This window comes from Lederbergia citrisecunda (assembly GCF_018343695.1).
GTDB classification, from domain to species: domain Bacteria; phylum Bacillota; class Bacilli; order Bacillales; family Bacillaceae_C; genus Lederbergia; species Lederbergia citrisecunda.
The window spans coordinates 279,031-302,220 of sequence record NZ_JAGYPJ010000001.1 but is presented as its reverse complement, the minus strand read 5'-3'; the positions used below and the strand labels follow the sequence as shown (position 1 = coordinate 302,220).

The window sequence follows — 23,190 nt, the reverse complement described above, 5'->3', positions numbered from 1 at the left end:
ATGGCAATTCTTACAATAGATGAAATTAGAAAAACGTTTACGAATGGTGAAGTGAAGGAAGAAATACTAAAAGGTATTAATCTTTCCCTTAAAGAAGGAGAAATAACTGCATTAGTAGGTGCGTCAGGTTCCGGTAAAAGTACACTTCTTACAATAGCTGCAGGACTTCAATCCGCATCAGACGGAAAAGTAGTATTCGAAGGGCTAGATTTGATTAATATGAGTTCAGAGCAAGTTCGGAAAATACGTGCAAGTAAATTTGGTTTTGTTTTTCAATTTGCCCATCTCGTTCCTTTTCTCACCGTAGAAGAGCAACTGAAGTTAATGCTAGATGTATCTGAAACAAAACTAAAGAAAAAAGAACAAAAAAAGGAAATTGACAAAATTCTAATATTAGTTGAAATGGACCATCGAAAAAATGCGTATCCATCTTCACTATCTGGCGGAGAAAAGCAGCGGGTTGCCATTGCTCGTGCCATTATCCATCAACCAAAAGTTCTCTTTGCGGATGAACCAACTGCAAGCTTAGATTCAAAAAGGTCTAAAGATGTTATGACGTTAATTCGAAATTTAACAAAAACGCTAAATATCACTACCTTAATGGTTACACATGATGAAGAAATGCTTTCCTTTGCAGACTCGATCATTAAAATGAGCGATGGACAGATTTTGCAAAATGCAGTTTAATTCTATAGATCTAGACAAAGCATTAAAGCTAGATAAAATTTTATTGAATAGCCATGACATTGCATTTTTAATATGAGTAATCGGTTGAATTATTTCAAAAGAGGCTGAGCATACACCAGATTTTTTTCTGACTAATAGCTCAGCCTCTTTTTGCATCTTATGTTTATTCTGCTAGTGCCTGTTCCACCGTTCTGTTGGATTCGAGTATAATTACAACTTTCCTTTAAAAACTTTTTAATATCAAATGTACCATAAGATTTACATAGTTCATTTTGAAGGAATATTTTTAAGTTTTGAAGTTATACTTCCATTATTTCTTGTTCGGCTGTTTCTGATCCCAGTAAACTATCATCTTTTATGTAATCGGCTATCATCCTATCCTGTTTTCTTATTCATATTTTCATTCTTAAGACTATTGTTTGAAATAACATAATGAACAGTTCTAAATGGATCCTTCAAAATCATATAGAAGATAACTTCTCAAAGTTTTATGGTGCTTCTTTCTTTGTATTGACATAAATTATATTCATACTTTTTCAGATTATCTTATTATCATAGACATATTTTCGACACAAAAGGAGTGCATTAAACATGAATATACAAAATTCTTTTGATTAAAAGCTAAAACTCCTCTATACTATTGATAGTGTTTTAGATTATTAAATAATATTTTTCTATATATGTTTGTTATAAAGATTTTAGGAGGGCTTTCATATGCAAACTTGGATCTTAATTGGAATTATGGTTATATTAGGTTCAGTCGCAACATTTTTAATGTATTATATTAACTCTGCGATGAACTATGATGACGCTGAACGAATCGATGAAGTACCACAAAATACATTCAACCAAAACTAATATACTCAAAACCTCTTGCTTCTGATGAAGTGAGAGGTTTTTTTCATAATTAGTGTGTGTGGGCTGAATTGTCACCTTTTGATATTTTCAGCTCCGATTTAATGCGAATCGAGACTGAATTTCTCCTAATACTATTTACAGTCCGATCTAATGCAATTCTGCTTAAACCATACTATCCCCTTATTCTTCCTACATAAAATGCTTTGGGAACAAAAATCCTCTTTTTTAAATTTTTTTAAGAATTATTCGAATTTTGTGTTTACTCTTCACGAAAAAAGGGTAAATAGTATTTACTCTACTTTTCTGCATATATTTTTAAAGCAAGGGAGGGATTGAGTATGGATTTATGGGTTACACTCGGACTCTTTGGAGTTTTAGCTTCAATTGCTTCTTTTCTCATTTACTTTATAATTGCAGGCATGGATATGGATTCCATAAAAAGGATCGATGAAGTGCCACCTAAAACCTTTGATCAATAGAAGTCATCTAGAGTTGTCCATCAGCATTCAAGCTGGGACAACTCTTTTTTTCAGGATAGGGCGCTCGTCTGCACCCTTTAAATATGTCTTAACTTTCTACATCCACAGCGTAGCGTTTAGCAAACTTCATGCCATTTCCCCTACAATAGTTCTTTAAATAGGCTCTTAGGGTCTCCTTTATTACAGGACTCACATTCCTGTAGGTAGTACACTGAAAATCAAAGTGCAGCTGCTTTTCTTACTTAAAATTAATACTAATCATCTTCATTCTAGTCATTTCTTTTATGGCGTATTTAACTCCTTCATGACCGTATCCTGAAGATTTAATTCCTCCGTATGGCATATTATCGAAGCGTAATGTAGGGACATCATTAATCAGTACTTGTCCCACTTCAAGTTCATGTGCAAAATGAAAGGCTTGTTTCAAATTATTTGTAAAAACGCCCGCATTCAATCCGTATTGACTTTCATTCATTTGTTTTAATGCCTCTTTATCATCTGAAACCTTATTAATCATGACAACAGGTCCAAATACTTCTTCACAAGCGACCTTTTCAGTTGGCTTTACATTTGTAAGGACGGTCGGGAGAATCCCGTTATCTTTTCTCTCTCCACCGATAAGCAGTGTTGCTCCCCCATTCACCGCTTCCTTTACCCATTCAAGTACACGAGCTTGTGATTTTTTATCAATCATCCCTGTGACCACAGTATCTTCATCCATTGGATCCCCGAATTTAAGTTTCTTAGTCTTTTCAACAAATCTTGCTAAAAACTTTTCCGCTATTCGTTCATGGACATAAATTCTCTGAGTATGGATGCACACTTGGCCATTGTAACTAAAGGCCCCGACAACTGCCTTCTCTACAATATCTTCGAGACTTGCCTCTGCCGAATCATCTACATATAGTGCGGAATTACTCCCTAACTCCAACGTGATTCTTTTCAGTCCCGCTTTATTTTTAATTTCCTTTCCGACTTTTGGACTTCCAGTAAAAGAAATCTTTTGAACCCGGTCATCTTCTAACATAACTCCAACAAGGGTTGCCCCATCACCAGGAATCACATTCAACACTCCGTCTGGCAAACCAACTTTAGAAAAAAGCTCTGCCAGCTTTAACGCTGTAAGCGGCGTTTTTTCGGCAGGCTTTACAACGATCGTATTTCCGGATGCAATTGCAGGTCCTACCTTATGAACAACGAGGTTAAGTGGAAAATTAAAAGGTGTAACGGCTCCAATGACTCCGATCGGCTCATAGATAGTGTAAGCATCTCGCCCTCCACCTCCTACCGCTGCATCGAGTGGAATAAATTCTCCAGCAATTTTCTTTGCTTCTTCCCCAGAAAATTGCAATGTTTGTACAGAGCGATCCACCTCCGCTCGAGCTGCAGATATTGGCTTTCCTGACTCTGCTGTGATCAGCTTTGCAAATTCTTCTTTTTTTTCAGCTAGTAAACGGGCTGCAGCGAATAAAATGTTTGCACGTTCCACCGCAGGCATTTTTTTCATTGTCTGAAAAGCCTCATGAGCAGATGCTATAGCTTTTTCCATATCTACAGTTTTTCCCTCTGCAACTTCAGCAATTACTTCATCATTGTATGGATTAGTTAGTTCATACGTTTTCTCCGCATCCTCGAATTTTCCGTCCATGAATAATCCAATCTTCATTTCTCTCACCTCATCTACAATGTCGTTTCTTTTAATATAACAAAACAAATTAAAAATCACACAGTTGACAAATCTGTTCATACTGTATATATTCATTATCAACAGTTATAACAGGCAGGTGATCAAATGAATGTCATCATTTCAAATAGCAGTGAACAACCCATTTATATTCAAATCAAAGAACAAATAAAAGAACAAATCTTAAGAGGGGATTTGGCAGAAAAGTCTGCTCTGCCTTCTATTCGTAAGCTGGCGAAAGACTTACAAATTAGTGTCATTACAACGAAGCGTGCTTACGACGAATTGGAATGGGAAGGCCTTATCGAAACATTCCCTGGTAAAGGATCGTTTGTCGCTGCTCAAAATCATGAATTTTTAAAAGAGAAACAATTGAAATTGATTGAAGAAAAATTGATTGAAGTTATTAACGATAGTAAAGCATTTGATGTTGGCCTTGACGAAATTATTCAAATACTAACTGTGTTGTATGAGGAGTGAATGTTTTTGGAAAACATTATTGAACTAAAAAATGTGACTAAAAAGATAAAAGGCTTTCAACTAAATAACGTTTCGTTTGAATGTAAAAAGGGCTATATTATGGGTTTAATTGGACCAAATGGAGCTGGTAAGAGTACATTGATTCGCTGCTTAATGGATTTAGTAAGAATTGATGAAGGCGACATAAAATTATTTGGTATGACTCACATGGAAAACACAAAGGAAATAAAACAAAGAATTGGATTTGTTTACGATGAAAGTTATTTTTACGAAGAATTTTCGATAGAAAAAAATAAAAAGATCATTGCTCCGTTCTATCGCAATTGGGATGACCAAACTTTTTACAATTATATTGAAAAATTTAACTTACCACTGAAGAAAAAAATAAAAACTCTATCAAAAGGGATGAAAATGAAGTTTGCCATTGCGATGGCCTTATCGCATCATCCTGAACTCATTATTTTAGATGAACCAACGGCAGGTCTTGATCCTGTTTTCAGACGGGAAATGCTAGATATTTTACTTGATATCATCCAGGATGAAAACAAATCCGTGTTCTTTTCTACCCATATAACAACGGATTTGGATCAAGTGGCAGATTATATCACTTTCATTAATAATGGAGAAATTGTATTTAGTAAAGAAAAGGACATTATTTTTGAGGAATATTTTTTGTTAAAAGGACCGGATACTTTGGCAGCTGACATTCAAAAAATGAATCTTATTGGTGGGAGAAAAACCGGAGTCGGTTTTGAGGCGCTTGTCTACGGAATAGATCATATTGAGCAACAACTCCTTAATCAATTACATATAGAAACTCCAGCTCTTGAAACCATAATGTACTATACGATTAGGGGAATTTCACTATGAAACCTTTAATTCTAAAAGATTTATATACTCAAAAATTGTTTGGCTACTTATTTCCACTATTTTTACTTTTTCCTATTTATGTAAATGTTATGTATGCAGTTAGTGATTTTAGTTTCGTCGCTTTATATGTCACTTATGCAGCAATTTGGATGTCCGTTTATTCAAATTTTGGGACTGCTGTGTTAAACAGACGAGAGCAAAAACTATTCGCGAGCTTTCCAGTTACAAGAAAAATGATTGTTCAAGCAAAATATTGTGCTGCTATCATGTGGTGGGGAATTGCCCTTGCCAGTTATGGTACACTCGCGTTACTAATATCCATATTTATGCGAAATACAGTCAGTTTTAATGGAATAACTGATTTGATTGTATCCCTTTTTGTGACTTTAGCGGCAATATCAATTTTTTATCCACTATATTTCTTAGTTGGGTATCAAATATCTGCATTCATAGCAATTGCGCTTCCAATGATCATATTTTTCATATTAACCTTTATTTCTATTGATCATGAGAACAGAGGAACTATGTTGGTATCCATAATTCCAACGGATCGTCCCATAATCATTTTTTCGATTATAGCGGCGTGCTCGATTATAAGTTATTTTTCTTATAAACTTTCTGTAATCATTTTCGAAAAAAGGAAATTGTAAGGGGGGAAAGCCATGGTAAACCTTATTAAAGCGGATTTGAAAAGTATCAAACTTCTAGAATATATGATACTGATTCCATTTGTTTTTATACTCGCTCTTCTCGTAAATCCTGGTTTTACAAATCCTTATTATATGTGGATTTTCTATTTTACTCTAGCTCTTTCTAGTATTCTAATTGATCGGAAAAGACAAGACCAAGTACTGCCTGTAATGATGGGCTTACCTATTAAAAGAAAAGAATACATAGCCGCAAAATACTTGTTTACAATCGTATGTTTTTTTATTTCCACCATCGGCATGACCATTATTGCATTAATGCTCGATTGGAAAATGGAGTTTTTTAATTTTAATCATTTGATAACAGCTTTTTTGTTACTCTTATTGTTTATGGCTATTTTTCTACCACTAGGATTATTTTTTAAACCAGCTAGTTTCTTTATAACTTTTATACTTATTTTCTTCATAACGATAAGGGAATCATCAGGAGCACCTTGGATTCAATTTCACCCTACTCTATTATTATCAATTATTCTTTACTATGTTTCTTATCTTTTATCCGTGAGAATATTTGAACGAAGAAATATTTAGCTATTCATTCGAGGCATGTGTATGATGCCTCCATCTTTATTTTTGGAGTGAGCTTTTAAAACGAAGTGAAGTAAGATATTGATGTCTGTCAATTGCTGAAAAATGTTACTACTACTAGATTTCTGAACGGAAAACGAAGATTGAACAATCCATTGTTACTTTTAGCGCGGATTTCTATCCGATAAGGGCACGATGGACGCTGCATCGTTACCTTCAACGCGCATTTCCATTGAACGCCAAAAGGGACAACCTCATTAAGATTGTCCCGTACTTTTAATCAATGTCTTTTACTTTTTCCTTTAATCGATATAGCTCATTTTTTAATTCTTCGGCTACATCTATGTAATCTTCGTGTCCGTACACATTGTTGATTTCGTATGGATCTTTTTCAAGGTCAAATAGTTCCCATTGCGGTTCGTATTTAACATCGCGGGCACCTGGTATTCCGAGTCCTTCACCGTAATAGTATATTAATTTAAATTTGTGGGTCCGTACACCGTAATGGGCTGCAACGTTGTGTTCTTCACTCATATGTTCCCAATAACGATAGTACATGGAATCTTGCCATCCGTATGGAGTTTCTCCTTTAAGAATTGGTCGTAAGCTTGCTCCTTGCATGTCCTCTGGAGCTTCTATTCCAGCATAGTCTAGGAATGTTTGAGCGAAGTCGACGTTTAATCCAAAATTCTTCGTAGAAGTTCGAGCAGGGATTTCACGTGGATATCTTACTAAAAATGGCATTCTCAATGATTCTTCGTACATGAATCGCTTATCATACCAGCCATGATCTCCTAGAAAAAAGCCTTGGTCTGACGTGTATATGACAATCGTATCCTCTGTTAATCCTTTTTCATCGAGGTAATCGAGTAAGCGACCTGTATTATCATCAATCGATGCGATACAACGCAAATAATCCTTAATATATCTTTGATAATACCAGCTCTTCAATTCAGATGTAGAAAGGCCCTCTGGAGGATCTGCTTTCACATCTCTCTTTCTTAAATCTCGATCAATACGCATAATTGCTTCTGTAGCTGCGTATGAACGATTTTCGTAGTCATCATGAAACGTTTCCGGTTCTGGGATATCAATGTCTTCATATAAGTGCATATGTTTTTCATCTGGATCCCAAGGGCGATGCGGTGCTTTATGATGACACATTAAAAAGAAAGGACGCTCTTCGTCTCTTTTTTCAAGCCAATCTAAACATAGATCCACTGTGATATTAGTGGCATAGCCATGGAATTTCTTCTTTACACCCATTTCGATCATGTCAGGATCATGGTATTCTCCTTGGTTAGGAAAGACATTCCAATAATCAAAACCCGTCGGATCACTATTTCCCCCATGACCGAGATGCCATTTACCAATCATAGCTGTTTGATATCCGTTTGACTGCAATATTTTTGCGACATGAGGCTGTCTAGCATCGATGTCCTCATATAGTGTTCTAACGCCATTGATATGATTGTACTTGCCTGTCAAAATCGATGCACGGCTAGGAGCACAAATAGAATTTGTACAAAAACAGTTATCGAGCCTAATTCCTTCATTTGCAATTCGATCAAGGTTTGGCGTTTCATTAATTCTGCTTCCATATGCACTAATTGCATGGGCTGCGTGGTCGTCACTCATAATAAAAATAATATTCGGTTGTTTTGACTTAGTCATTTATCTCACCCTTCCTATGTATACACCGATATTTCTTGACGAAAAAGGGCGCGGATTCCCGAACCCTTTTTCATAAACTATGTTACTTTAAATTTTTGAATCTATATCCTTTTCGCAAACGATCTTATTTAAAATTATCGTAGTATTTTTGGTAAAGCTCCATTAATTCATCTAAGCCCATCTTTTTCAATTGATCGATGTAAGCATCCCAACCTTCATCAACTTTACCTTCGATCATGAATTTAGGAATCATTTCTTTAATGTATCCGTCAATGTCTGTTTGTAGGATAGATAAGCGTTCTGCATCTTCTGCACTGTACATTACATTCGGATAATATTCTTTCGGCTGATATGGGCCATATAAGTCTGCCAATGCGTCTTTTTCTGACGCTCCTTCACTTTGAATCAATTTGGTTCTAATATCTTGTAAGTTTCCATACACTCCGTAGGAACCAGGTGTAAATTTATGTCTAAATTCTTCATATCCTACACCTTCAGGAGCGTCGATTAATTCAATAGTACCGTCATCGTTCTTTTTCAAGTTTTGGTCAAATGGTCCAAGCGTCATTTGCAAACCGATTTCTGGATCATACATTTGGTCCATCCATTTCATAGCACGAGCTGGGTTTTTATTAGCATTTGTCACCGAGAATCCTGAAAAACTGAATGCTCCTGCATTGATATTCCACATTTGATCGCCTTTTGGTCCTTTCAACGGAGCAACAGCTACATAATCTGTATCTACTTTTCCGAACATCGCAAAGTTAGACCAGTTAAAATATGCACCTAAAATTGGTGTTTCGTTTTGGATTTTGGCATCGTAAACTTGTACATCATGTGTAAATGCTTCTTGGTCAATTAAGCCTTCAGCATATAACTCATGCATAAACTTAACATACTCTTTAAATTCAGGTTTTGTTGGCGCATAAAATACCTTTCCGCCTTCAACACCAATATTACGACCTACAACTCCGAATGAACCGCTTAAAGAGTGTGGTCCACGGATTCCATTATTGTACATAAAACTGAATGGGATTTCGTCTTTTTTACCATTTTCATTTAAGTCTTGGCCTTTAAACGCCTTCAATACTTCTTTGAATTCCTCAGTAGTTGTTGGAACTTCAAGACCTAATTTATCAAGCCATGCTTTATTGATGAAAAATGCGTCGTTTGCTCTACTTCCTTTTGACACATCATATTGAGGAATAGCATAAATATGTCCGTCTGGAGCAGTAATCATCTTTTTCAAGTCAGGATTTTTATCTAAAAAACCTTTAATATTTGGAGCTTCTTTTTCAATTAAATCTTCAAGCGGAATTAATTGTCCAGTTGAACCGTATTTTACAATATCATTCGCACCTAGTGTCCATGCGGAAAAGAATATATCTGGAAGATCATTACTTGCGAACATTAGGTTTACTTGTTCTTGATATGTTTGTGCTGTTGCATTTGTCCAATCAATATCAACATTGACATTGTCTTCCAAGCCTTGTAAGAACGGCATATCATTCCAATCTGTTGTAGCAGCTGGAGCTTTTACTCCAAATCCCTTAAATGTTACTTTTTCATCAGCATTATCTTTAGGGATTTCTTTTCCAGCATTCCCTGCTTTTTCGTCTTTACCGCATGCGCCTAGAAGTAGCAATAGTGCAGCAAAGAGAATCATCAACTTCTTTTTCATTGTTGGTTTCCCCCTTAATTTTATTATATATGAACAAGTCAATTAACCTTTAATTGACCCGATCATGACACCTTTAACAAAATGCTTTTGAATAAATGGATACAGGATCAGCATCGGTAGGCTTGCAATAATAACGATTCCATATTTTATTAAACCGGAAACATTTGCCATTTCCTTACTACTTTCCACTAATGCACCTGAGTTTTCTACAACCTCATTTGCTTGTGTCAAAATTAAGACTTCTCTAAGTACTAGTTGAAGTGGATAGAGTGCTGTATCTCTTAAGTAAATTAAAGCCGAGAAATATGCATTCCAGTGACCAACTGCATGAAACAATACCATTACTGCAATGATTGGTTTGGAAAGTGGGATAACGACATTTGTAAAAAACTTCAAATTAGTACATCCATCCATAATACCTGCTTCTAATAACTCGTCTGGTATCGTGCTTTGAAAAAATGTTCTTACGATGATGAGATTATAAGCGGAGATTGCTCCAGGTACGATTAAAGCCCACATCGTGTTGACCATTCCTAAATCTTTTACCAATAAATAAGATGGAATCATTCCACCGCTAAAAAACATTGTAAAAACGATGAAAAACATGAATATATTTCTTCCTGGGAGGTCTTTACGAGATAATGCATAACCTCCGGTGATTGTTAAAACAACATTAATCGTAGTACCGACTACTGTGTAAATGATAGAATTTTTATATCCTGTCCATATTTTGCTATGGTCAAAAATCATTTCATATCCTTTAAATGTGATGTCCTTTGGCCACAGCCATATTTCTCCATTATTCACTGCAGTAGGACTACTAAATGAAGCGATTAACATGAAATATAAAGGATAAATCGTAACGATGAGTACGATTGCAAAAAACAATGTGTTCGCGATGTCGAAGATTTTATCTCCTCTAGTACGACTGATTGAAATCAAACTAAGTGCCTCCTTTCTTACCACAGACTTGCTTGTCCGGCTTTTTTCGCCGCTTGGTTGATGAATATAAGCAAGATGAAGTTAATAATGGAATTGAATAATCCAACTGCAGCTGCGTAACTATATTGGGCACCGAGTAGCCCTGTTTTATATACATGGGTTTGAATGATTTCAGAAGAAGATACATTCAACGAATTTTGCATTAGGTAAACCTTTTCAAAACCGACATTAAGTAAGTTTCCGATACCTAGAATCAACAATATAATGACAGTCGGCATAATTCCCGGAATGTCGATATGCCAGATCCTTCTTATCTTACTTGCTCCATCCATAATGGCTGCTTCATGTAGTTCTGGGCTGATTCCACTTAGTGCAGCAAGGTAAATGATCATTCCCCAACCAAGGTTCTGCCACACACCTGATGATATAAACAATGGTTTAAACCATTCGGGAATTCCGAAGAAAAAGATTGGCTCCATTCCTATTAAAACTAGAAATTGGTTTATTATCCCGGTCCTAGGAGAAAGAAATAAATACAACATTCCTACCAATACAACGACGGAGATAAAGTGTGGAGCGTACGTAACCGTTTGTACGATCCTTTTATATTTCCTACTAGTTAACTGGTTTAATAATAAAGCCATAACAATTGGGATTGGGAACGTTGCCAATTCAAGCAATGCTAACCCAAGGGTGTTTTTCAAAACCGTCCAAAGTTGGTATGAATTGAAAAATCGTTCAAACTGAGAAAAACCGATCCAAGGACTACCATTAATTCCCAACACAGGATTAAAGTTTTTAAATGCTATTTGCACTCCGTACATAGGCAAATAATGAAAGATTAAAAAATAGAGAAGAGTTGGTAGTAATAATAAGTACAAATCGTAATTTTTCCATATTTTTTTCATTCTTTTCGATAGCTTTTGTTTTTTGACTGCAATCGGTTTACTTTTTTGGATTGCGGTTTGTTCTTGCACCTCCATTTTGTTTTCTCCTTTCTATAATGTTCTGCATGATCTGGATGTGGAAAACGATATCATTTCCAACCAAACACCTCGTCGTCCAGTGAAGCTATCATAAAATGGATTTTTTTCATCGACAATCAGTCAATTCAAAATAGATATGCCAAAACTATAAAAGCCGGTTGTAAGGAATAAGGATTCAAAATAGGCGAAAAATGAACCGATATGCAAAAAACAAACACGAAGAAAGCTTGATTTTATTGCATTTCTAGAAGTTCATATAAAAAAACCACTCCTTGAAGTAGAAACTAAGTTCTACCTCAAAGAATGGAAAATTCATTTATTTACTTTGCATTTTTATTGGAAAATTGTTTTCTATATTCTCCTGGTGTAAGTTTCTCCATTTGTTTAAACTTCCTGATAAAACTAGACACATCACTATATCCAACTTGCATGGCGATATCTTTTACAGGTAAATCTGTATTCGTTAACATTTCTTTTGTTTGATTCATTCTTATTCGATTTAAATGCTGTAAAATTGTTTCTCCTGTCTGCTTCTTAAAATAACGCATAATGTAAGCTTCAGATAAAGAAAAATGGTCCGCCAGCGTCTGAATCGAGAATTGATAATCACTGTAATTATCTTCCATAAAAGAAAGTATATTTTCCAGAAGCTGATTTTCAGATTCATTTTCTTCATACAGTGCAAAAAAAACATCGATCATTTTATTAACGGTCTCTTCCATTTCTCCTACTGATTGAAAATCATTAATAACAAGTACATCCGGAAATGCTTCATTCATCTTTGCACGAATCGTTTGTATGTCGTGGACAATCCTCATAACAGTACTTGTAACATCATACATAAGACACTTGGCCATAAACAAAGTGGTATCTGGCGATTTGATACTCTGTGTTAGCTTGTTCATAATGACAACAGCATTTTCCCTTTGTCTCTGCCGCAATGACATTTCCAATTCAGCCACAATCTCTCTTTCATACCAATGAATATTTGTTTTCACCTCGAAAATTTCAGTGAAATAGATTATTTGGTCTGCACCTTTTATTAATTTATAATCAAGAGCTGTTGCAGCTTCTAAATAAGATTTTCCAATTTGCGTTATTTCGTGATAACTATTACCAATCCCAATTGTTACCGGGAAAGCTTTATTTTTAATAATGTGTTGATACCAATTATCAAGAAACGTGGTTTTCACATCTCCGGACAATATAATCGCTATTTTAGATGTTTCTAGTAAATTGACTCGATATGATTCAACTGCGGGTATTTTCTCCAACCAGCCATCTATTAACTGATCGCGTTTTTCTGCATCTTGTAACCTCTCTTTATAAAAATCAAGAAGCATAACATAATGGCAAGGTTCCTCAAAGGTAATATCTATATCAGCCCCAAGTAAATTAAATTCCTCATAATCAGTAATTTCACCACGGAGCAAGCGAATTAATAGATATTGTTGAAGAACGGGGCGGTTTTTTTCCACTCTTTTACTTAATAATTGATTTCGGGACTCAAAGTAATTAATCGCTTCCCAAACGTTATCAAGCGCGTTGTTTTTTTGACCGAAATGAGACCATTTTTCCTCAGCTTTCCGGATTAGCTTCCGTAAAGGTTTATAATTGATGTGCATACCTAAATAAATTAATAATATTCCCGCTCCTAAAACAAAGGCATAAGAAATCATTACCTTATTCCTAACACTGTTTACATCTTTCATCACCTCTGATTCAGGAGAAATTGTAATAAATGTCCAATCCAAAAAATCTGACTTGATGGAGGACAAATAATAAACCTTATTATCAATTTTTACTGTTTGTTCATCCTGCAATTTTTTCAGTTTAAATTCATTGGTGATACTAGTTAACTCTGAATCTCTATTAAATAGCTTCGTTACAATCCCGCCATGTTGATCAAGTATAAATGCATTTCCTTGATTAGAACTTATAACGTTTTTTAACATATCCTTAATCGCTTGCTCTTTAATAAAAAACATTAATGTTCCATACGGCTCCGTGTTATTAAATGGAACAGGTACTCCATATGTGATGATGTTAATTGATCTTCCGTTAAAGATGCTAACTTCTTCAGCATTTCGTAAAAATGGATGATGTCTTTCATTCATATCCTTATAAAAATCATCATAGGACCAATTTGGAAACTGATAATAGGAATTGATAAAAGGTGCTAGCATATAACTAGATCCCCCAGAAAACAAAAACTGATCGCCCCTAATGTAATAAAAAATCTCGTATATAAAATCATTTCCGACCTTATAGTTTAATAATTTTTTTGCTTTGTACACATCAAAAAAATTATTAACAAAATATGGAGTCAATTCATGTTGTGAGGAAACTTGCATCGATATTTTATGCAATTCCGATAATTTTGTATCCATAATATCTTTCATCTGAACTAGTTTTTGCTCATTCGAAGCTGTCACTTGCTCTTTTAAATTTGCCAGCAAGTAATAATGTATGATATATCCCATAAAAATAACGGGGATAACTAATAAACCAATATAGAAAGATAGATGCTTAACTGCAAGCGGTATTCTAATCCCTTTTTTCACGTATATCCCCCTAGCTTAGTACCTGTAGCTTAACATAATAACGCTTTCAATTACTGTTATATATGTAAAATTTTGTATGATGGTAATACCACTAAAAGCTTCAGATCGTATACCCCGATATTTAATTAAAACGCTTTACAAAAAACTCGTCAAGAAATAATTGTCGAAATGTTGTTATGATTTTTATATTTTATTACAAATTGATAAGCTGCTTAATAAAAGTCTTTTCTGGTGATCCTTATTCCTTAATCCGCCAACAATGTTTTAATAAAATGAAAAAGTTGAAAAAAGGTGTATAGTTCACTACATTTTTACTCATCATAATGATCAAATTAGATTCTTTGTGAGGTGAATAAGATGAGTAAAACAAAACTAAACAGAAATGCAAAAGATGGTGGCAATGCAAGGGGAAAGCAGGCTAACAGCGTAAATCCTCAAGGTTATGGACAGGATACAGAATTTGCTGCAGAGCCGAAAACAAAACTTGAAAACGCTGCTAAGAAGAAAAATACGAAATGAAAGAAGAGCAGGCTCCTGCTCTTTTTTTTGTATAATAGGGGAAAAGGTTCTTTTTGGGAGATATGTTTAATGAACAACGAAAAATTACTTCAAATAGATTTATTACATTAAACTACGCTCATCATCAAATTCTACTCAACGAGTGAATTCTTAGAATTAAGATAATAAAAGGGTTTTTGAATTTTTTAGATAGGGGTATACTATAGTCAAGGAAACAAAAAAAACTTCGATGCTGGTAACATCGAAATTGTAAGGCGATAGCTAGTCCCTTATCGGAAGTCATAACACAATTCGCTAAAACCGCCGGAGTCGGGACATCTCAGGAGCGGTTTTAGTCTTTTTTATTGAATGACAGCGTTGCAACAACCAAAATTGAGAATGAAATCATGATGGTTAATGCTTCAAATACTGTCATACGGCTTCACCTCCTTCCTATATGGAGGAGTATGTGCCGACCGCCCTGAGAAAACTATGCTGCCGCTTTTCTCATTGAATTTTATCAGGATGTAAAGTATTAGTGTGATATTTATTTACCCCATTACCGAAGCGCATAAACCTTGATTTGGTACAATTTATTTAACTTTTGTACGTATTTTCCTTTTTTACCTGGATACCGTTTAATTTCCAATTGGTTCACTGGAACAATTTCTTGAACAGAATTTGTAAAGAAGATTTCATCCGCTTCTTCTAATACCTCTTTCTTGTAGAATCCTTCCTCTACTAACATCCCAGCTTGTTTAGCCAATTGCATAACAAATTCACGAGTGATGCCGTTCAATATTCCTGTTTCAATTGCAGGGGTATATAGCACTCCATTTTTCACCCAAAATACATTCGAGGTAACTCCCTCAGCTATATATCCATTTTCAGCCAGAAAGATCCCTTCTTTACTAGGGTTTGGTCCTACTTCCCGTTTCGCTGCCACATTGTTAAAGAAGTGATGTGATTTTAAACGATACGTTGTTTCTGGTGAATTGCGGCGAAGTTCTAGAACTACAGCTTCTTTTTCCACCATTCCACTTAAAATTTGAAGAGGCTTTTGAAACATGATAACAGTAGGTTCGTCGTAGGATTCTGTTTGCAAACCGATTTCTCCGCTGCCTGCTGATACATTGAATCTTATATAGGAATCCTTTAAACCATTTAACTCCGAAAGCTTATCAATGATACTCAAAACTTCTTCATATTCGAACGTTCGTGTAATAAACAGTTCCTCTAACCCAGCATTCAGCCTATTCAAATGTTCCATTAAAAGAAATGGGTGACCGCCGTAGGTTCTAAAAGTTTCAAAAACCCCAAGCCCGTATAAATATCCGTGATCAAAAGGCGAAATCATCGCCTTTTCTTTTTCTATAAATTGCCCGTTCAAATAAATAAACATGTTATATTACTTCCATTCGATAGCAGTTAAGAAAATTATGCAGAAGCTGTTTTCCCGCTTCGGTCATAATGGATTCCGGATGGAATTGGACTCCTTCAATCGGCAACTCTTTATGACGCAATCCCATAATTTCTCCTTTATCCGTCCAAGCAGTTACCTCTAAACTTTCAGGAAAGTTCTCTTTTTTTACAATTAATGAATGATAGCGAGTTGCACGGAATGGATTATTTATATTTGAAAAAATGGTTTTGCCATCATGATAGGTTGCAGATGTTTTCCCATGGAGTAGTCGTTCCGCCTTCACCACTTCACCGCCAAACACTTGCCCTATTGCTTGGTGTCCTAAGCACACTCCTAGTATAGGGATTTTTCCGGCAAAATACTGAATAGCTCTGAGGGAAATTCCTGCTTCATTTGGTGTGCATGGTCCTGGTGATATGACTAAATAACTCGGCGCTAACTTCTCAATTTCTTCAATTGAGATTTCGTCATTTCTTTTGACGATTATTTTTTCACCAAGCTCGCCTAAATATTGGACAAGATTATACGTAAAAGAATCGTAATTATCGATCATCAAAATCATAATCCCATTCTCCTCATTTCAGCTGCTTCCTTCGCTTTCCAAAGTGCTGTCGCTTTTTTTAGTGATTCTTCGTATTCTGCTTTTGGATTGGAATCTATGACAATGCCTGCACCTGCCTGTACATGACACATTCCGTCCTTTACTAGCATCGTTCGGATGACAATGTTTAAATTTACATCATTATTAAATCCAATCCAGCCAAATGATCCCGTATATACTCCACGCTTGACCGGCTCCAACTCTTCAATGATTTCAAGCGTACGAATTTTCGGAGCACCAGTAATCGTACCACCTGGAAAAACAGCTTCGATTAGATCATAGGCAGTTTTTTCGGGAGATAATTTTCCAGTGACATGCGACACAATATGCATGACATGCGAATATTTTTCAACTGTCATCAATTCATCCACTTTTACCGTCCCATATTCACACACTCGCCCTAAATCATTTCGTTCCAAATCTACAAGCATAATATGCTCGGCATTTTCCTTTTCATTTCCAATCAATTCATTAGCCAAGCGGGCATCATCTTCATCATCTATCCCACGTGGTCTTGTCCCCGCGATTGGCCGAGTACTTACTATATTGCCATCTTTTTTTACTAATAGCTCTGGGGAACCTGATACAATTTGAAAATCTGGAGTATGCATATATCCCATATAAGGTGAAGGATTCAATATACGCAATTCTTTATATACTTCAATTGGTGGAACTCTTAATTCTTTTGATTGTCTAACCGTTAAATTCGCTTGAAAAATATCTCCTTCAGAAATATACTGTTGGATTTTTTCCACGGCGGATACATATTCATCTTCCGTTAATGAAACTTGAATTTCTGGATTATGTAATTTTACATCGACTGAACCTTGCATAATCGAAGCAGTTTCATTCCACTTTGCAGTTGCTTGTTCCAATTTCTCCTTTGCATTCTCACGATTCAACACCATTACCCATAAGCATTCTTCCTCATGGTCAAAAACCGCCCATTCATCGAATAAGAAAAAATAAATGAGGGGAACGTTTAAATCGTCATTAGCTATGTTAGGTAGCTTTTCAATGCACCATGCGTAGTCATAACTAATATATCCAATCGCTCCGCCTTGAAAATCAGGGATTCCAGCAATAGGAGAAAATTCAAACTGTTTCATCCACGATTCCAGTACTTCTAGTGGTTTTCCTGATAAAACCGTTTTCTCTCCGCTATGATCGATTACAACCTCGTTTTCATTTCCATTCACTACTGCGAATGGTGTTATACCAGCAACGCTATATTTTCCAACACGTCCACTTTCAAGCAACACATGATGATCGCTATTTCCTGTTAAATGTACATATGTATCGAAAAACTTTTCTTTAGTAAAAGGGATTCTTTCATATAATACTGCTTCCAAAACTAAACCTCGCTTCCAATCTAGGTTATCAGCTTAATTTTAATAGTATCTGCGAAGATTGCAATATCCATTAAGAAAATATATATATAATCTGTTTTCATCTTAGCCATATCGACTTATAATGAAAGGTATGAAGGGTGGGATAATCGGTGAAAATATTGAAATGGTCATATACGAGGCATTATAATATCAAAGCTCGTTTTGATGAATTTCCCAACTCAGATGTGATTTTCAGGCAAATAAAAGATTACTATTTTATATACAGAGTAGCTTGGTCAAAGGAAGATTCCGTAGTAGAAAGGCAGCATTTAGAGGAAATGGAGTTTCTCTTAAACAGTGAACTTGGTACGATAGATTATTATAGAGAGAGATTAGCGTACATAAAAGCTTAAAGGGAAATCGATTACTATTTTCGATTTCCCTCTTTTTTACTGTTGGCCACAACTTAATTTTATTGAATTTGCAAGAAGTGAAGTCAACATTTGATTCAACAATCCTTCTTCTAAATGTGCAGGTGTTAAACAGACGACACGCCCCTTTCCATATTCATGAGTCCAGCCTGCAATGGATGAACCGTCCACAGATTCCGATGTAAGGAAAATATTTGTATTATCTTCATCACAAAAAACAAAGTAATGCTCATCCAGAAATTCGAATTCGCTTTCGTCACTCGTTATTTCAGTTCCCGCAACCATCTTGTATGTAACGACTTGATGCTTATCAGGATGATATTCAAAGTAACCTCTCAACATAGAAGTATATTTTTCAATATTTTCATAGGATGCTAAACCCGAGTGCCAAGCAACCCAGCCGCCGCCATCCTGAACATATTGGCTAATAGCCGTAGCTACTTCATCATCCATCCATGTTTCAATCTCTTCATCCTGAGGATTTGACCGATTTTCTTTAAATAGAACGACAGCATCCGGATTAGTTTGTAAATGCTCGATGATATTTTCTGCTGGTGCATATTCTACTGTGACTTCAGGCAATCTTTCCAAAGCTTTGTTTAGCGATGCAACCGCCCATTCCTCTTTATGGTAAAAGTCACCAACCATTGCAATAATTCGCTTAGTCATTTTTTCACCTACTTATCGTTTTCCAACAGTTCGATCATCACTTTTAAATCTTTTACAGAATCAATATACGCATAGCGACCGCCCTCATATTCCCCTTTTTGAACAAGAGGCATATTGGCCCGCTCTAAGACTTGGATTTTTTCCTTCATCCCTTCTATTTGAAATGCGATATGATGGACACCTTCGCCATGTTGATCAAGATGCTCTCTCCAAGTGCTTGGATTCTCGTCCGGCTCTATTAACTCAATCTGCAAAGACCCCATATCCAAAAATGCTAGTTTTGCTCTTGCAACAGATGGCTCTCCCCTATACTCCGTTTGTGCCTTTTCAATTGTATCCGTGACGATTGCTTCTGGTTTATCCACTCCAAAGAAATCAGCATATACTTGTGATGTTTTTTCAATGTCGTGTACTAGAATGCCGATTTGAGTGATAACATTTGTTCCTAGTAGGTTTTTCAATTTGCTCTCCTCCCTAATATGTAAAATAAATAAACTACCATCTATTCAAAATCCTTGTAATGATAGCACTTACATTCATTTAAGTCAACGAAATATTTAAATGTTCTAAAATTACAGAAAAAAGAGCAGATGATAAAGAAAATAGAATACATACAGGTAGCTCTTACTACTTAAGCGACACCATTTACAATTATGAAATATCTATTGTAGGAGCACTTTTACTATGAAGCGAATTAATAAAATAACGGGTTCCCTTCAGGGGGGGGCCATACCCAAAATAATATTTAAAATAGTAGACCTTTTCGCATAAGTGAATAGGTCTCTTTTTATTGATATAACCGCCATTTTTTTGATTTTTCACCAAAAATAACACTCATTTTAGCATTAAATAAACATTGTACAATGGTTTATGAACAAGTTGATATTATTGCGATTTTACTGTCTAAATTTACTGGTAAAATTTAGCTATTTTTTAAGTTTAAAAGTAATCCCTAAAAATGCAAATAAAGGTAGTATAATTAGAATAGATACAAGTACATAAGAGGGAGTTAGAATATGACAGCAGAAGAACTTGTTAAAAAATTATATCAAACAATAATCAAAGAAAATCTTGTTTCGTATCAGGAATTATTTAACAATAATGAGATGAAAGATGTTACTGATTCTTATTGGAAAGAGGCATTGAAGTTTTTTGAGGAACTTACGGAGGACAACAAAAAGATACTATTTAAAATCATTGAACAAGTTCAAGTGGATGCTATTTCGACTATTTTAGGAATTATCGATGGTGTTGTTACCATACCTGGTGAACAAGTAGAAATTGAAATGAAGATTACTGGGGATAAAGAACCTATAAATGGCGATTTACAAGATTTATTCTTAGCGTATGATGAAGAAAATAGATGAATGCGAAAAGAGCATCAGAATAATGCTCTTTTCCTTTTGAATTAATGTTATTTTTGGTGTTAATTTAGTTGCAAAAATTGATACGAAATACTGTGTTTTTGTCACAAAACTCCCCATCAACAGAACCAGTTAAAATTAATGTTCCATGCTTTTCTTTTCATCTTACTTGTTTGTCTATTATTTTTTAAAAACATACCTATTTCTTTTTCGCAAAGAATTTCAGACGGAGTAATTTTAGTATTAGATATCATTTTAAGCTGCATTTCTCTTTGAGTCAGCCATTCTTCCCCTGGTTCCATTGTCGTATTAGGGTGAGTGATAATATCTGACTCAGTTATTAGCTCATCAATAATATAGATATAACCCTCCATATCCACATTGTGCATCATCTTTCCATTCCCATCTTTAACAACAACTGAAGGTTTACTTCCAATTCGAAGCTTATCTTGAGATTATTTATTGTAATCCAGCGTAGATGCTAAAAACCCGCGTCACAAAAGAACGCGGGTTAAAAAAAATTATTTTCTCTCTTGTTTTACATTTTTATTGTTTAGCTCTACGAACTGCCCTTTAAAAATTCTTCGTGGTTGAATCGATAATTTTAATATCTTTCCATATTTTTTTAGCTCCCTTTCATCCCTCGGAGTCACGAATGACACTACTGTTCCGGCAGCTCCCATCCTCCCTGTTCTTCCTGAGCGATGGACATATTGATCAATATCATTTGGAAAGTCATAATGAATTACATGAGTTAAGCCTTCTATATCAAGTCCTCTGGCAGCAACATCAGTTGCAAGCAATAAATTTACTTCAGCGTTTCGTATCGCTTTGATTGCTTTTTCTCTCTGATTTTTTCCTAATTCACTATGCAGGATATCTAAGGAAACATTTTCATATTCAAGCTTCTCAGCTAGGACTGTCATATTACCAACGTCCCTAACGAATACAAGTGCTTTTACATCTTTCATGGCAGCGATTTTTTGAAGAAGTTTTGCTCTATCTCTCGGATCACAGAGTAAATAATAGTGATTTACTTTCGCCGAATTATTTTCCGTTCTTTTTATACTAATAATTTCAGGCTTTCTTCCAATCATTGCCGTAACTTGATCAGGGTCCTCCAATTTAGTCGCGGAAAACATTAAGAGTTGCCTATCATTCATTGTAGATTTTACAATGTTTCTCACCGAATCCAGATGTTCTTTATTTAATAATTGGTCCCCTTCATCAAGTACAACGGTCTTAACTTCATGCATTTTTAGTTTTTTCATTTTAATTAATTCTAAAATTCTTCCCGGTGTTCCCACAACAATCTGAGGTCTTTCTTTCAACCTATCGAGTTGTCGTTTTATGTTCGCTCCACCTACTAATGAGGTGCTTTTAATATGTGTTCCAACCTTCCATTTTTGTACTTCTTGATATATTTGCATGACCAATTCACGGGAAGGGGCTAAAATGACAGCCTGTAATCCGCTATGTTCCTCATTTATTTTTTCTAAGATCGGCAATAAATACGCTACTGTTTTTCCCGTACCAGTAGGAGATTCTGCAATCAGATCTTTTCCTTCTAATATAGCTGGAATAGCATTTTCTTGTATTTTAGTTGGATTTTTAAAATTGGATTCTTCCCAGATTTTTTGAAGAGTCGGTTTCAAATTAGATAATATATTCATGACGTTTCCTCACTTTTACGTTATAAATTTTATCATACTACAATCTACGCCCTGAAGAAAAACTATTTCCTGTTCCTTACCAAATGGTAAACTAGAGAATATACCATATATTGTGAGGAAGAGCATGAAAAACCGTTATGAAAACTTAGATAATGTTTCTACTGCTAAAACATTTAAGGATTTGCGTAATTGGAGAAAAGAAAGAAAAAGCAAGAAAAAAGATTTGTCATTTCAAGTTCCTTCTGTAAATCCAGAGGTGCGTTTTTTACAATTAAATAAATCCGGAGCAACAATTACTTGGATCGGTCACTCTACTTTTCTAATCCAATTGAATGGAAAAAATATATTGACCGACCCTGTTTGGGCTAAGCAACTGGGTATGGACAAACGGCTTTCGCCACCTGGTCTCGATATTAATGATTTGCCGCCCATAGACTTTGTACTTATCTCACACAGTCACTATGATCATTTGCATTATTCTTCTATAAAAAAATTAAAAGGAAATCCTACTTATTTAGTTCCAATTGGACTCGGAAAATGGTTTATGAAAAAAGGGTTCCAAAATGTAACCGAATTTAGTTGGTGGGACGGTAAAAATATTGGAAACTTACATTTTACATTTACCCCAGCGCAACATTGGACAAAAAGAACGTTAACAGATACTAATCGATCACACTGGGGTGGTTGGGTCATAAGTTGTGCCAATCATTGTATTTATTTTGCAGGGGATAGTGGCTATTTCAAAGGATTTCTAGAGGTTGGTAAGAGATATTCTATCGATTTCTGCCTTATGCCGATTGGTGCTTATGAACCTGAATGGTTTATGTCGAGCCAACATGTAAATCCTGAAGAAGCTGTGAAGGCTTTTTTAGATACTGGAGCTAATTTCATGATACCGATGCATTATGGTGCTTACCGTCTTGCTGACGATACTCCGAAGGAAGCACTGGATCGAATGTATAGTGAATGGGATAAACGTGAATTAGACAAGGATCGATTAAAGGTCATAAAAATTGGAGAGACGATTAAGCTATAACCTTGTTGCTTTTTTACATAATAA

At 35.3% G+C, this 23,190-nt stretch carries 25 protein-coding genes; 11 read left to right on the top strand and 14 right to left on the bottom strand.

Going from position 1 to position 23,190, the window contains the following annotated elements; genetic code table 11:
- The 3 genes from KHA93_RS01435 to KHA93_RS01425 all read left to right on the top strand — a co-directional run bounded on the left by KHA93_RS01435 (nucleotide 1) and on the right by KHA93_RS01425 (nucleotide 2,024).
- The gene (locus KHA93_RS01435) at nucleotides 1-687 is read left to right on the top strand and encodes an ABC transporter ATP-binding protein (protein WP_213109095.1); all 687 of its coding nucleotides are present in this window, start codon (nucleotides 1-3) and stop codon (nucleotides 685-687) included.
- Between the two features lie 714 nt (nucleotides 688-1,401).
- Nucleotides 1,402-1,545, top strand: a complete 144-nt coding sequence (locus tag KHA93_RS01430) for a hypothetical protein (protein ID WP_213109094.1) — start codon at nucleotides 1,402-1,404, stop codon at nucleotides 1,543-1,545.
- Nucleotides 1,546-1,883: 338 nt separating this feature from the next.
- A complete protein-coding gene (locus tag KHA93_RS01425) occupies nucleotides 1,884-2,024 on the top strand; it encodes a hypothetical protein (RefSeq protein ID WP_213109093.1) in 141 nt (46 codons plus the stop codon).
- A 238-nt stretch (nucleotides 2,025-2,262) separates the two neighbouring features.
- Here the strand turns inward: KHA93_RS01425 and KHA93_RS01420 are convergent, their stop codons facing one another.
- On the bottom strand, nucleotides 2,263-3,690 hold the full coding sequence (locus KHA93_RS01420) for an aldehyde dehydrogenase family protein (RefSeq protein WP_213109092.1): 1,428 nt from the start codon (nucleotides 3,688-3,690) through the stop codon (nucleotides 2,263-2,265).
- A gap of 126 nt (nucleotides 3,691-3,816) precedes the next feature.
- Here KHA93_RS01420 and KHA93_RS01415 point away from each other — a divergent pair, with 126 nt between their 5' ends.
- Genes KHA93_RS01415 through KHA93_RS01400 form a run of 4 tightly spaced genes read left to right on the top strand, consistent with a single transcriptional unit; the run spans nucleotide 3,817 to nucleotide 6,296 of the window.
- The gene (locus tag KHA93_RS01415; RefSeq protein WP_213109091.1) at nucleotides 3,817-4,188 is read left to right on the top strand and encodes a GntR family transcriptional regulator; all 372 of its coding nucleotides are present in this window, start codon (nucleotides 3,817-3,819) and stop codon (nucleotides 4,186-4,188) included.
- A 6-nt stretch (nucleotides 4,189-4,194) separates the two neighbouring features.
- A complete protein-coding gene (locus KHA93_RS01410; RefSeq protein ID WP_213109090.1) occupies nucleotides 4,195-5,058 on the top strand; it encodes an ABC transporter ATP-binding protein in 864 nt (287 codons plus the stop codon).
- Nucleotides 5,055-5,708, top strand: coding sequence for an ABC-2 transporter permease (locus KHA93_RS01405; protein ID WP_213109089.1), 654 nt, complete (start codon nucleotides 5,055-5,057; stop codon nucleotides 5,706-5,708). Before KHA93_RS01410 ends, KHA93_RS01405 begins: the two co-directional genes overlap by 4 nt.
- 12 nt (nucleotides 5,709-5,720) lie before the next feature.
- Nucleotides 5,721-6,296 carry an ABC-2 transporter permease gene (locus tag KHA93_RS01400; RefSeq protein ID WP_213109088.1) on the top strand — a complete coding sequence of 192 codons (576 nt, stop codon included), beginning with the start codon at nucleotides 5,721-5,723 and terminating at the stop codon, nucleotides 6,294-6,296.
- 273 nt (nucleotides 6,297-6,569) lie between these two features.
- Here KHA93_RS01400 and KHA93_RS01395 read toward each other — a convergent pair whose 3' ends face one another.
- From KHA93_RS01395 to KHA93_RS01375, 5 genes are all read right to left on the bottom strand, one after another.
- Nucleotides 6,570-7,967, bottom strand: a complete 1,398-nt coding sequence (locus KHA93_RS01395) for a sulfatase family protein (RefSeq protein WP_213109087.1) — start codon at nucleotides 7,965-7,967, stop codon at nucleotides 6,570-6,572.
- Nucleotides 7,968-8,091: 124 nt separating this feature from the next.
- The gene (locus tag KHA93_RS01390) at nucleotides 8,092-9,648 is read right to left on the bottom strand and encodes a type 2 periplasmic-binding domain-containing protein (protein WP_213109086.1); all 1,557 of its coding nucleotides are present in this window, start codon (nucleotides 9,646-9,648) and stop codon (nucleotides 8,092-8,094) included.
- 42 nt (nucleotides 9,649-9,690) lie between these two features.
- Nucleotides 9,691-10,590, bottom strand: a complete 900-nt coding sequence (locus KHA93_RS01385; RefSeq protein ID WP_213109085.1) for a carbohydrate ABC transporter permease — start codon at nucleotides 10,588-10,590, stop codon at nucleotides 9,691-9,693.
- Nucleotides 10,591-10,607: 17 nt separating this feature from the next.
- Nucleotides 10,608-11,573: an ABC transporter permease gene (locus tag KHA93_RS01380; protein WP_213109084.1), complete on the bottom strand. Its 966-nt coding sequence runs from the start codon at nucleotides 11,571-11,573 to the stop codon at nucleotides 10,608-10,610.
- A 323-nt stretch (nucleotides 11,574-11,896) separates the two neighbouring features.
- Nucleotides 11,897-14,140: a helix-turn-helix domain-containing protein gene (locus KHA93_RS01375; RefSeq protein ID WP_213109083.1), complete on the bottom strand. Its 2,244-nt coding sequence runs from the start codon at nucleotides 14,138-14,140 to the stop codon at nucleotides 11,897-11,899.
- Between the two features lie 357 nt (nucleotides 14,141-14,497).
- Between KHA93_RS01375 and sspL the strand changes: the two genes are divergently transcribed.
- Complete coding sequence (sspL, locus tag KHA93_RS01370; protein ID WP_213109082.1) at nucleotides 14,498-14,659, top strand: small, acid-soluble spore protein L; 162 nt, start codon at nucleotides 14,498-14,500, stop codon at nucleotides 14,657-14,659.
- A 331-nt stretch (nucleotides 14,660-14,990) separates the two neighbouring features.
- Here the strand turns inward: sspL and KHA93_RS23785 are convergent, their stop codons facing one another.
- The 4 genes from KHA93_RS23785 to pabB form a co-directional block, all read right to left on the bottom strand.
- A complete protein-coding gene (locus KHA93_RS23785; protein ID WP_432806335.1) occupies nucleotides 14,991-15,074 on the bottom strand; it encodes a putative holin-like toxin in 84 nt (27 codons plus the stop codon).
- A 123-nt stretch (nucleotides 15,075-15,197) separates the two neighbouring features.
- Nucleotides 15,198-16,040, bottom strand: a complete 843-nt coding sequence (gene pabC / locus KHA93_RS01365) for an aminodeoxychorismate lyase (protein WP_213109081.1) — start codon at nucleotides 16,038-16,040, stop codon at nucleotides 15,198-15,200.
- Between the two features lies 1 nt (nucleotide 16,041).
- Nucleotides 16,042-16,623: an aminodeoxychorismate/anthranilate synthase component II gene (gene pabA, locus KHA93_RS01360; protein ID WP_213109080.1), complete on the bottom strand. Its 582-nt coding sequence runs from the start codon at nucleotides 16,621-16,623 to the stop codon at nucleotides 16,042-16,044.
- Nucleotides 16,620-18,014: an aminodeoxychorismate synthase component I gene (pabB, locus tag KHA93_RS01355; protein ID WP_213109079.1), complete on the bottom strand. Its 1,395-nt coding sequence runs from the start codon at nucleotides 18,012-18,014 to the stop codon at nucleotides 16,620-16,622. The genes pabA and pabB overlap by 4 nt, the downstream gene beginning before the upstream one ends.
- Before the next feature lie 149 nt (nucleotides 18,015-18,163).
- On the opposite strand from pabB, the gene KHA93_RS01350 reads away from it, so the two are divergent.
- Complete coding sequence (locus KHA93_RS01350) at nucleotides 18,164-18,406, top strand: hypothetical protein (RefSeq protein WP_213109078.1); 243 nt, start codon at nucleotides 18,164-18,166, stop codon at nucleotides 18,404-18,406.
- 36 nt (nucleotides 18,407-18,442) lie between these two features.
- Here KHA93_RS01350 and KHA93_RS01345 read toward each other — a convergent pair whose 3' ends face one another.
- Together KHA93_RS01345 and KHA93_RS01340 are read right to left on the bottom strand one after the other, a co-directional pair.
- The gene (locus KHA93_RS01345; protein WP_213109077.1) at nucleotides 18,443-19,093 is read right to left on the bottom strand and encodes a ThuA domain-containing protein; all 651 of its coding nucleotides are present in this window, start codon (nucleotides 19,091-19,093) and stop codon (nucleotides 18,443-18,445) included.
- Between the two features lie 8 nt (nucleotides 19,094-19,101).
- Complete coding sequence (locus KHA93_RS01340; RefSeq protein WP_213109076.1) at nucleotides 19,102-19,554, bottom strand: VOC family protein; 453 nt, start codon at nucleotides 19,552-19,554, stop codon at nucleotides 19,102-19,104.
- Nucleotides 19,555-20,109: 555 nt separating this feature from the next.
- Between KHA93_RS01340 and KHA93_RS01335 the strand changes: the two genes are divergently transcribed.
- Nucleotides 20,110-20,460 (top strand): transposase, encoded by a 351-nt coding sequence (locus KHA93_RS01335; RefSeq protein ID WP_213109075.1) that lies wholly within the window; start codon nucleotides 20,110-20,112, stop codon nucleotides 20,458-20,460.
- 116 nt (nucleotides 20,461-20,576) lie between these two features.
- Here KHA93_RS01335 and KHA93_RS01330 read toward each other — a convergent pair whose 3' ends face one another.
- A complete protein-coding gene (locus KHA93_RS01330; protein WP_213109074.1) occupies nucleotides 20,577-20,831 on the bottom strand; it encodes a hypothetical protein in 255 nt (84 codons plus the stop codon).
- 147 nt (nucleotides 20,832-20,978) lie between these two features.
- Nucleotides 20,979-22,130, bottom strand: coding sequence for a DEAD/DEAH box helicase (locus KHA93_RS01325; protein ID WP_213109073.1), 1,152 nt, complete (start codon nucleotides 22,128-22,130; stop codon nucleotides 20,979-20,981).
- Nucleotides 22,131-22,254: 124 nt separating this feature from the next.
- Here KHA93_RS01325 and KHA93_RS01320 point away from each other — a divergent pair, with 124 nt between their 5' ends.
- On the top strand, nucleotides 22,255-23,166 hold the full coding sequence (locus KHA93_RS01320) for an MBL fold metallo-hydrolase (RefSeq protein ID WP_213109072.1): 912 nt from the start codon (nucleotides 22,255-22,257) through the stop codon (nucleotides 23,164-23,166).
- Nucleotides 23,167-23,190: the final 24 nt, after the last annotated feature.

What these genes read in the sequence shown, in the direction of transcription:
- KHA93_RS01345 (WP_213109077.1), bottom strand. Translation starts at nt 19,093, where the DNA reads ATGACTAAGCGAATTATTGCAATGGTTGGTGACTTTTACCATAAAGAG.
- KHA93_RS01380 (WP_213109084.1), bottom strand. Translation starts at nt 11,573, where the DNA reads ATGGAGGTGCAAGAACAAACCGCAATCCAAAAAAGTAAACCGATTGCA.
- KHA93_RS01330 (WP_213109074.1), bottom strand. Translation starts at nt 20,831, where the DNA reads ATGGAGGGTTATATCTATATTATTGATGAGCTAATAACTGAGTCAGAT.
- KHA93_RS01415 (WP_213109091.1), top strand. Translation starts at nt 3,817, where the DNA reads ATGAATGTCATCATTTCAAATAGCAGTGAACAACCCATTTATATTCAA.
- KHA93_RS01425 (WP_213109093.1), top strand. Translation starts at nt 1,884, where the DNA reads ATGGATTTATGGGTTACACTCGGACTCTTTGGAGTTTTAGCTTCAATT.
- pabA (WP_213109080.1), bottom strand. Translation starts at nt 16,623, where the DNA reads ATGATTTTGATGATCGATAATTACGATTCTTTTACGTATAATCTTGTC.
- KHA93_RS01390 (WP_213109086.1), bottom strand. Translation starts at nt 9,648, where the DNA reads ATGAAAAAGAAGTTGATGATTCTCTTTGCTGCACTATTGCTACTTCTA.
- KHA93_RS01430 (WP_213109094.1), top strand. Translation starts at nt 1,402, where the DNA reads ATGCAAACTTGGATCTTAATTGGAATTATGGTTATATTAGGTTCAGTC.
- KHA93_RS01320 (WP_213109072.1), top strand. Translation starts at nt 22,255, where the DNA reads ATGAAAAACCGTTATGAAAACTTAGATAATGTTTCTACTGCTAAAACA.
- KHA93_RS01435 (WP_213109095.1), top strand. Translation starts at nt 1, where the DNA reads ATGGCAATTCTTACAATAGATGAAATTAGAAAAACGTTTACGAATGGT.
- KHA93_RS01325 (WP_213109073.1), bottom strand. Translation starts at nt 22,130, where the DNA reads ATGAATATATTATCTAATTTGAAACCGACTCTTCAAAAAATCTGGGAA.
- pabC (WP_213109081.1), bottom strand. Translation starts at nt 16,040, where the DNA reads ATGTTTATTTATTTGAACGGGCAATTTATAGAAAAAGAAAAGGCGATG.
- KHA93_RS01405 (WP_213109089.1), top strand. Translation starts at nt 5,055, where the DNA reads ATGAAACCTTTAATTCTAAAAGATTTATATACTCAAAAATTGTTTGGC.
- KHA93_RS01335 (WP_213109075.1), top strand. Translation starts at nt 20,110, where the DNA reads ATGACAGCAGAAGAACTTGTTAAAAAATTATATCAAACAATAATCAAA.
- KHA93_RS23785 (WP_432806335.1), bottom strand. Translation starts at nt 15,074, where the DNA reads ATGACAGTATTTGAAGCATTAACCATCATGATTTCATTCTCAATTTTG.
- KHA93_RS01395 (WP_213109087.1), bottom strand. Translation starts at nt 7,967, where the DNA reads ATGACTAAGTCAAAACAACCGAATATTATTTTTATTATGAGTGACGAC.
- KHA93_RS01400 (WP_213109088.1), top strand. Translation starts at nt 5,721, where the DNA reads ATGGTAAACCTTATTAAAGCGGATTTGAAAAGTATCAAACTTCTAGAA.
- sspL (WP_213109082.1), top strand. Translation starts at nt 14,498, where the DNA reads ATGAGTAAAACAAAACTAAACAGAAATGCAAAAGATGGTGGCAATGCA.
- KHA93_RS01420 (WP_213109092.1), bottom strand. Translation starts at nt 3,690, where the DNA reads ATGAAGATTGGATTATTCATGGACGGAAAATTCGAGGATGCGGAGAAA.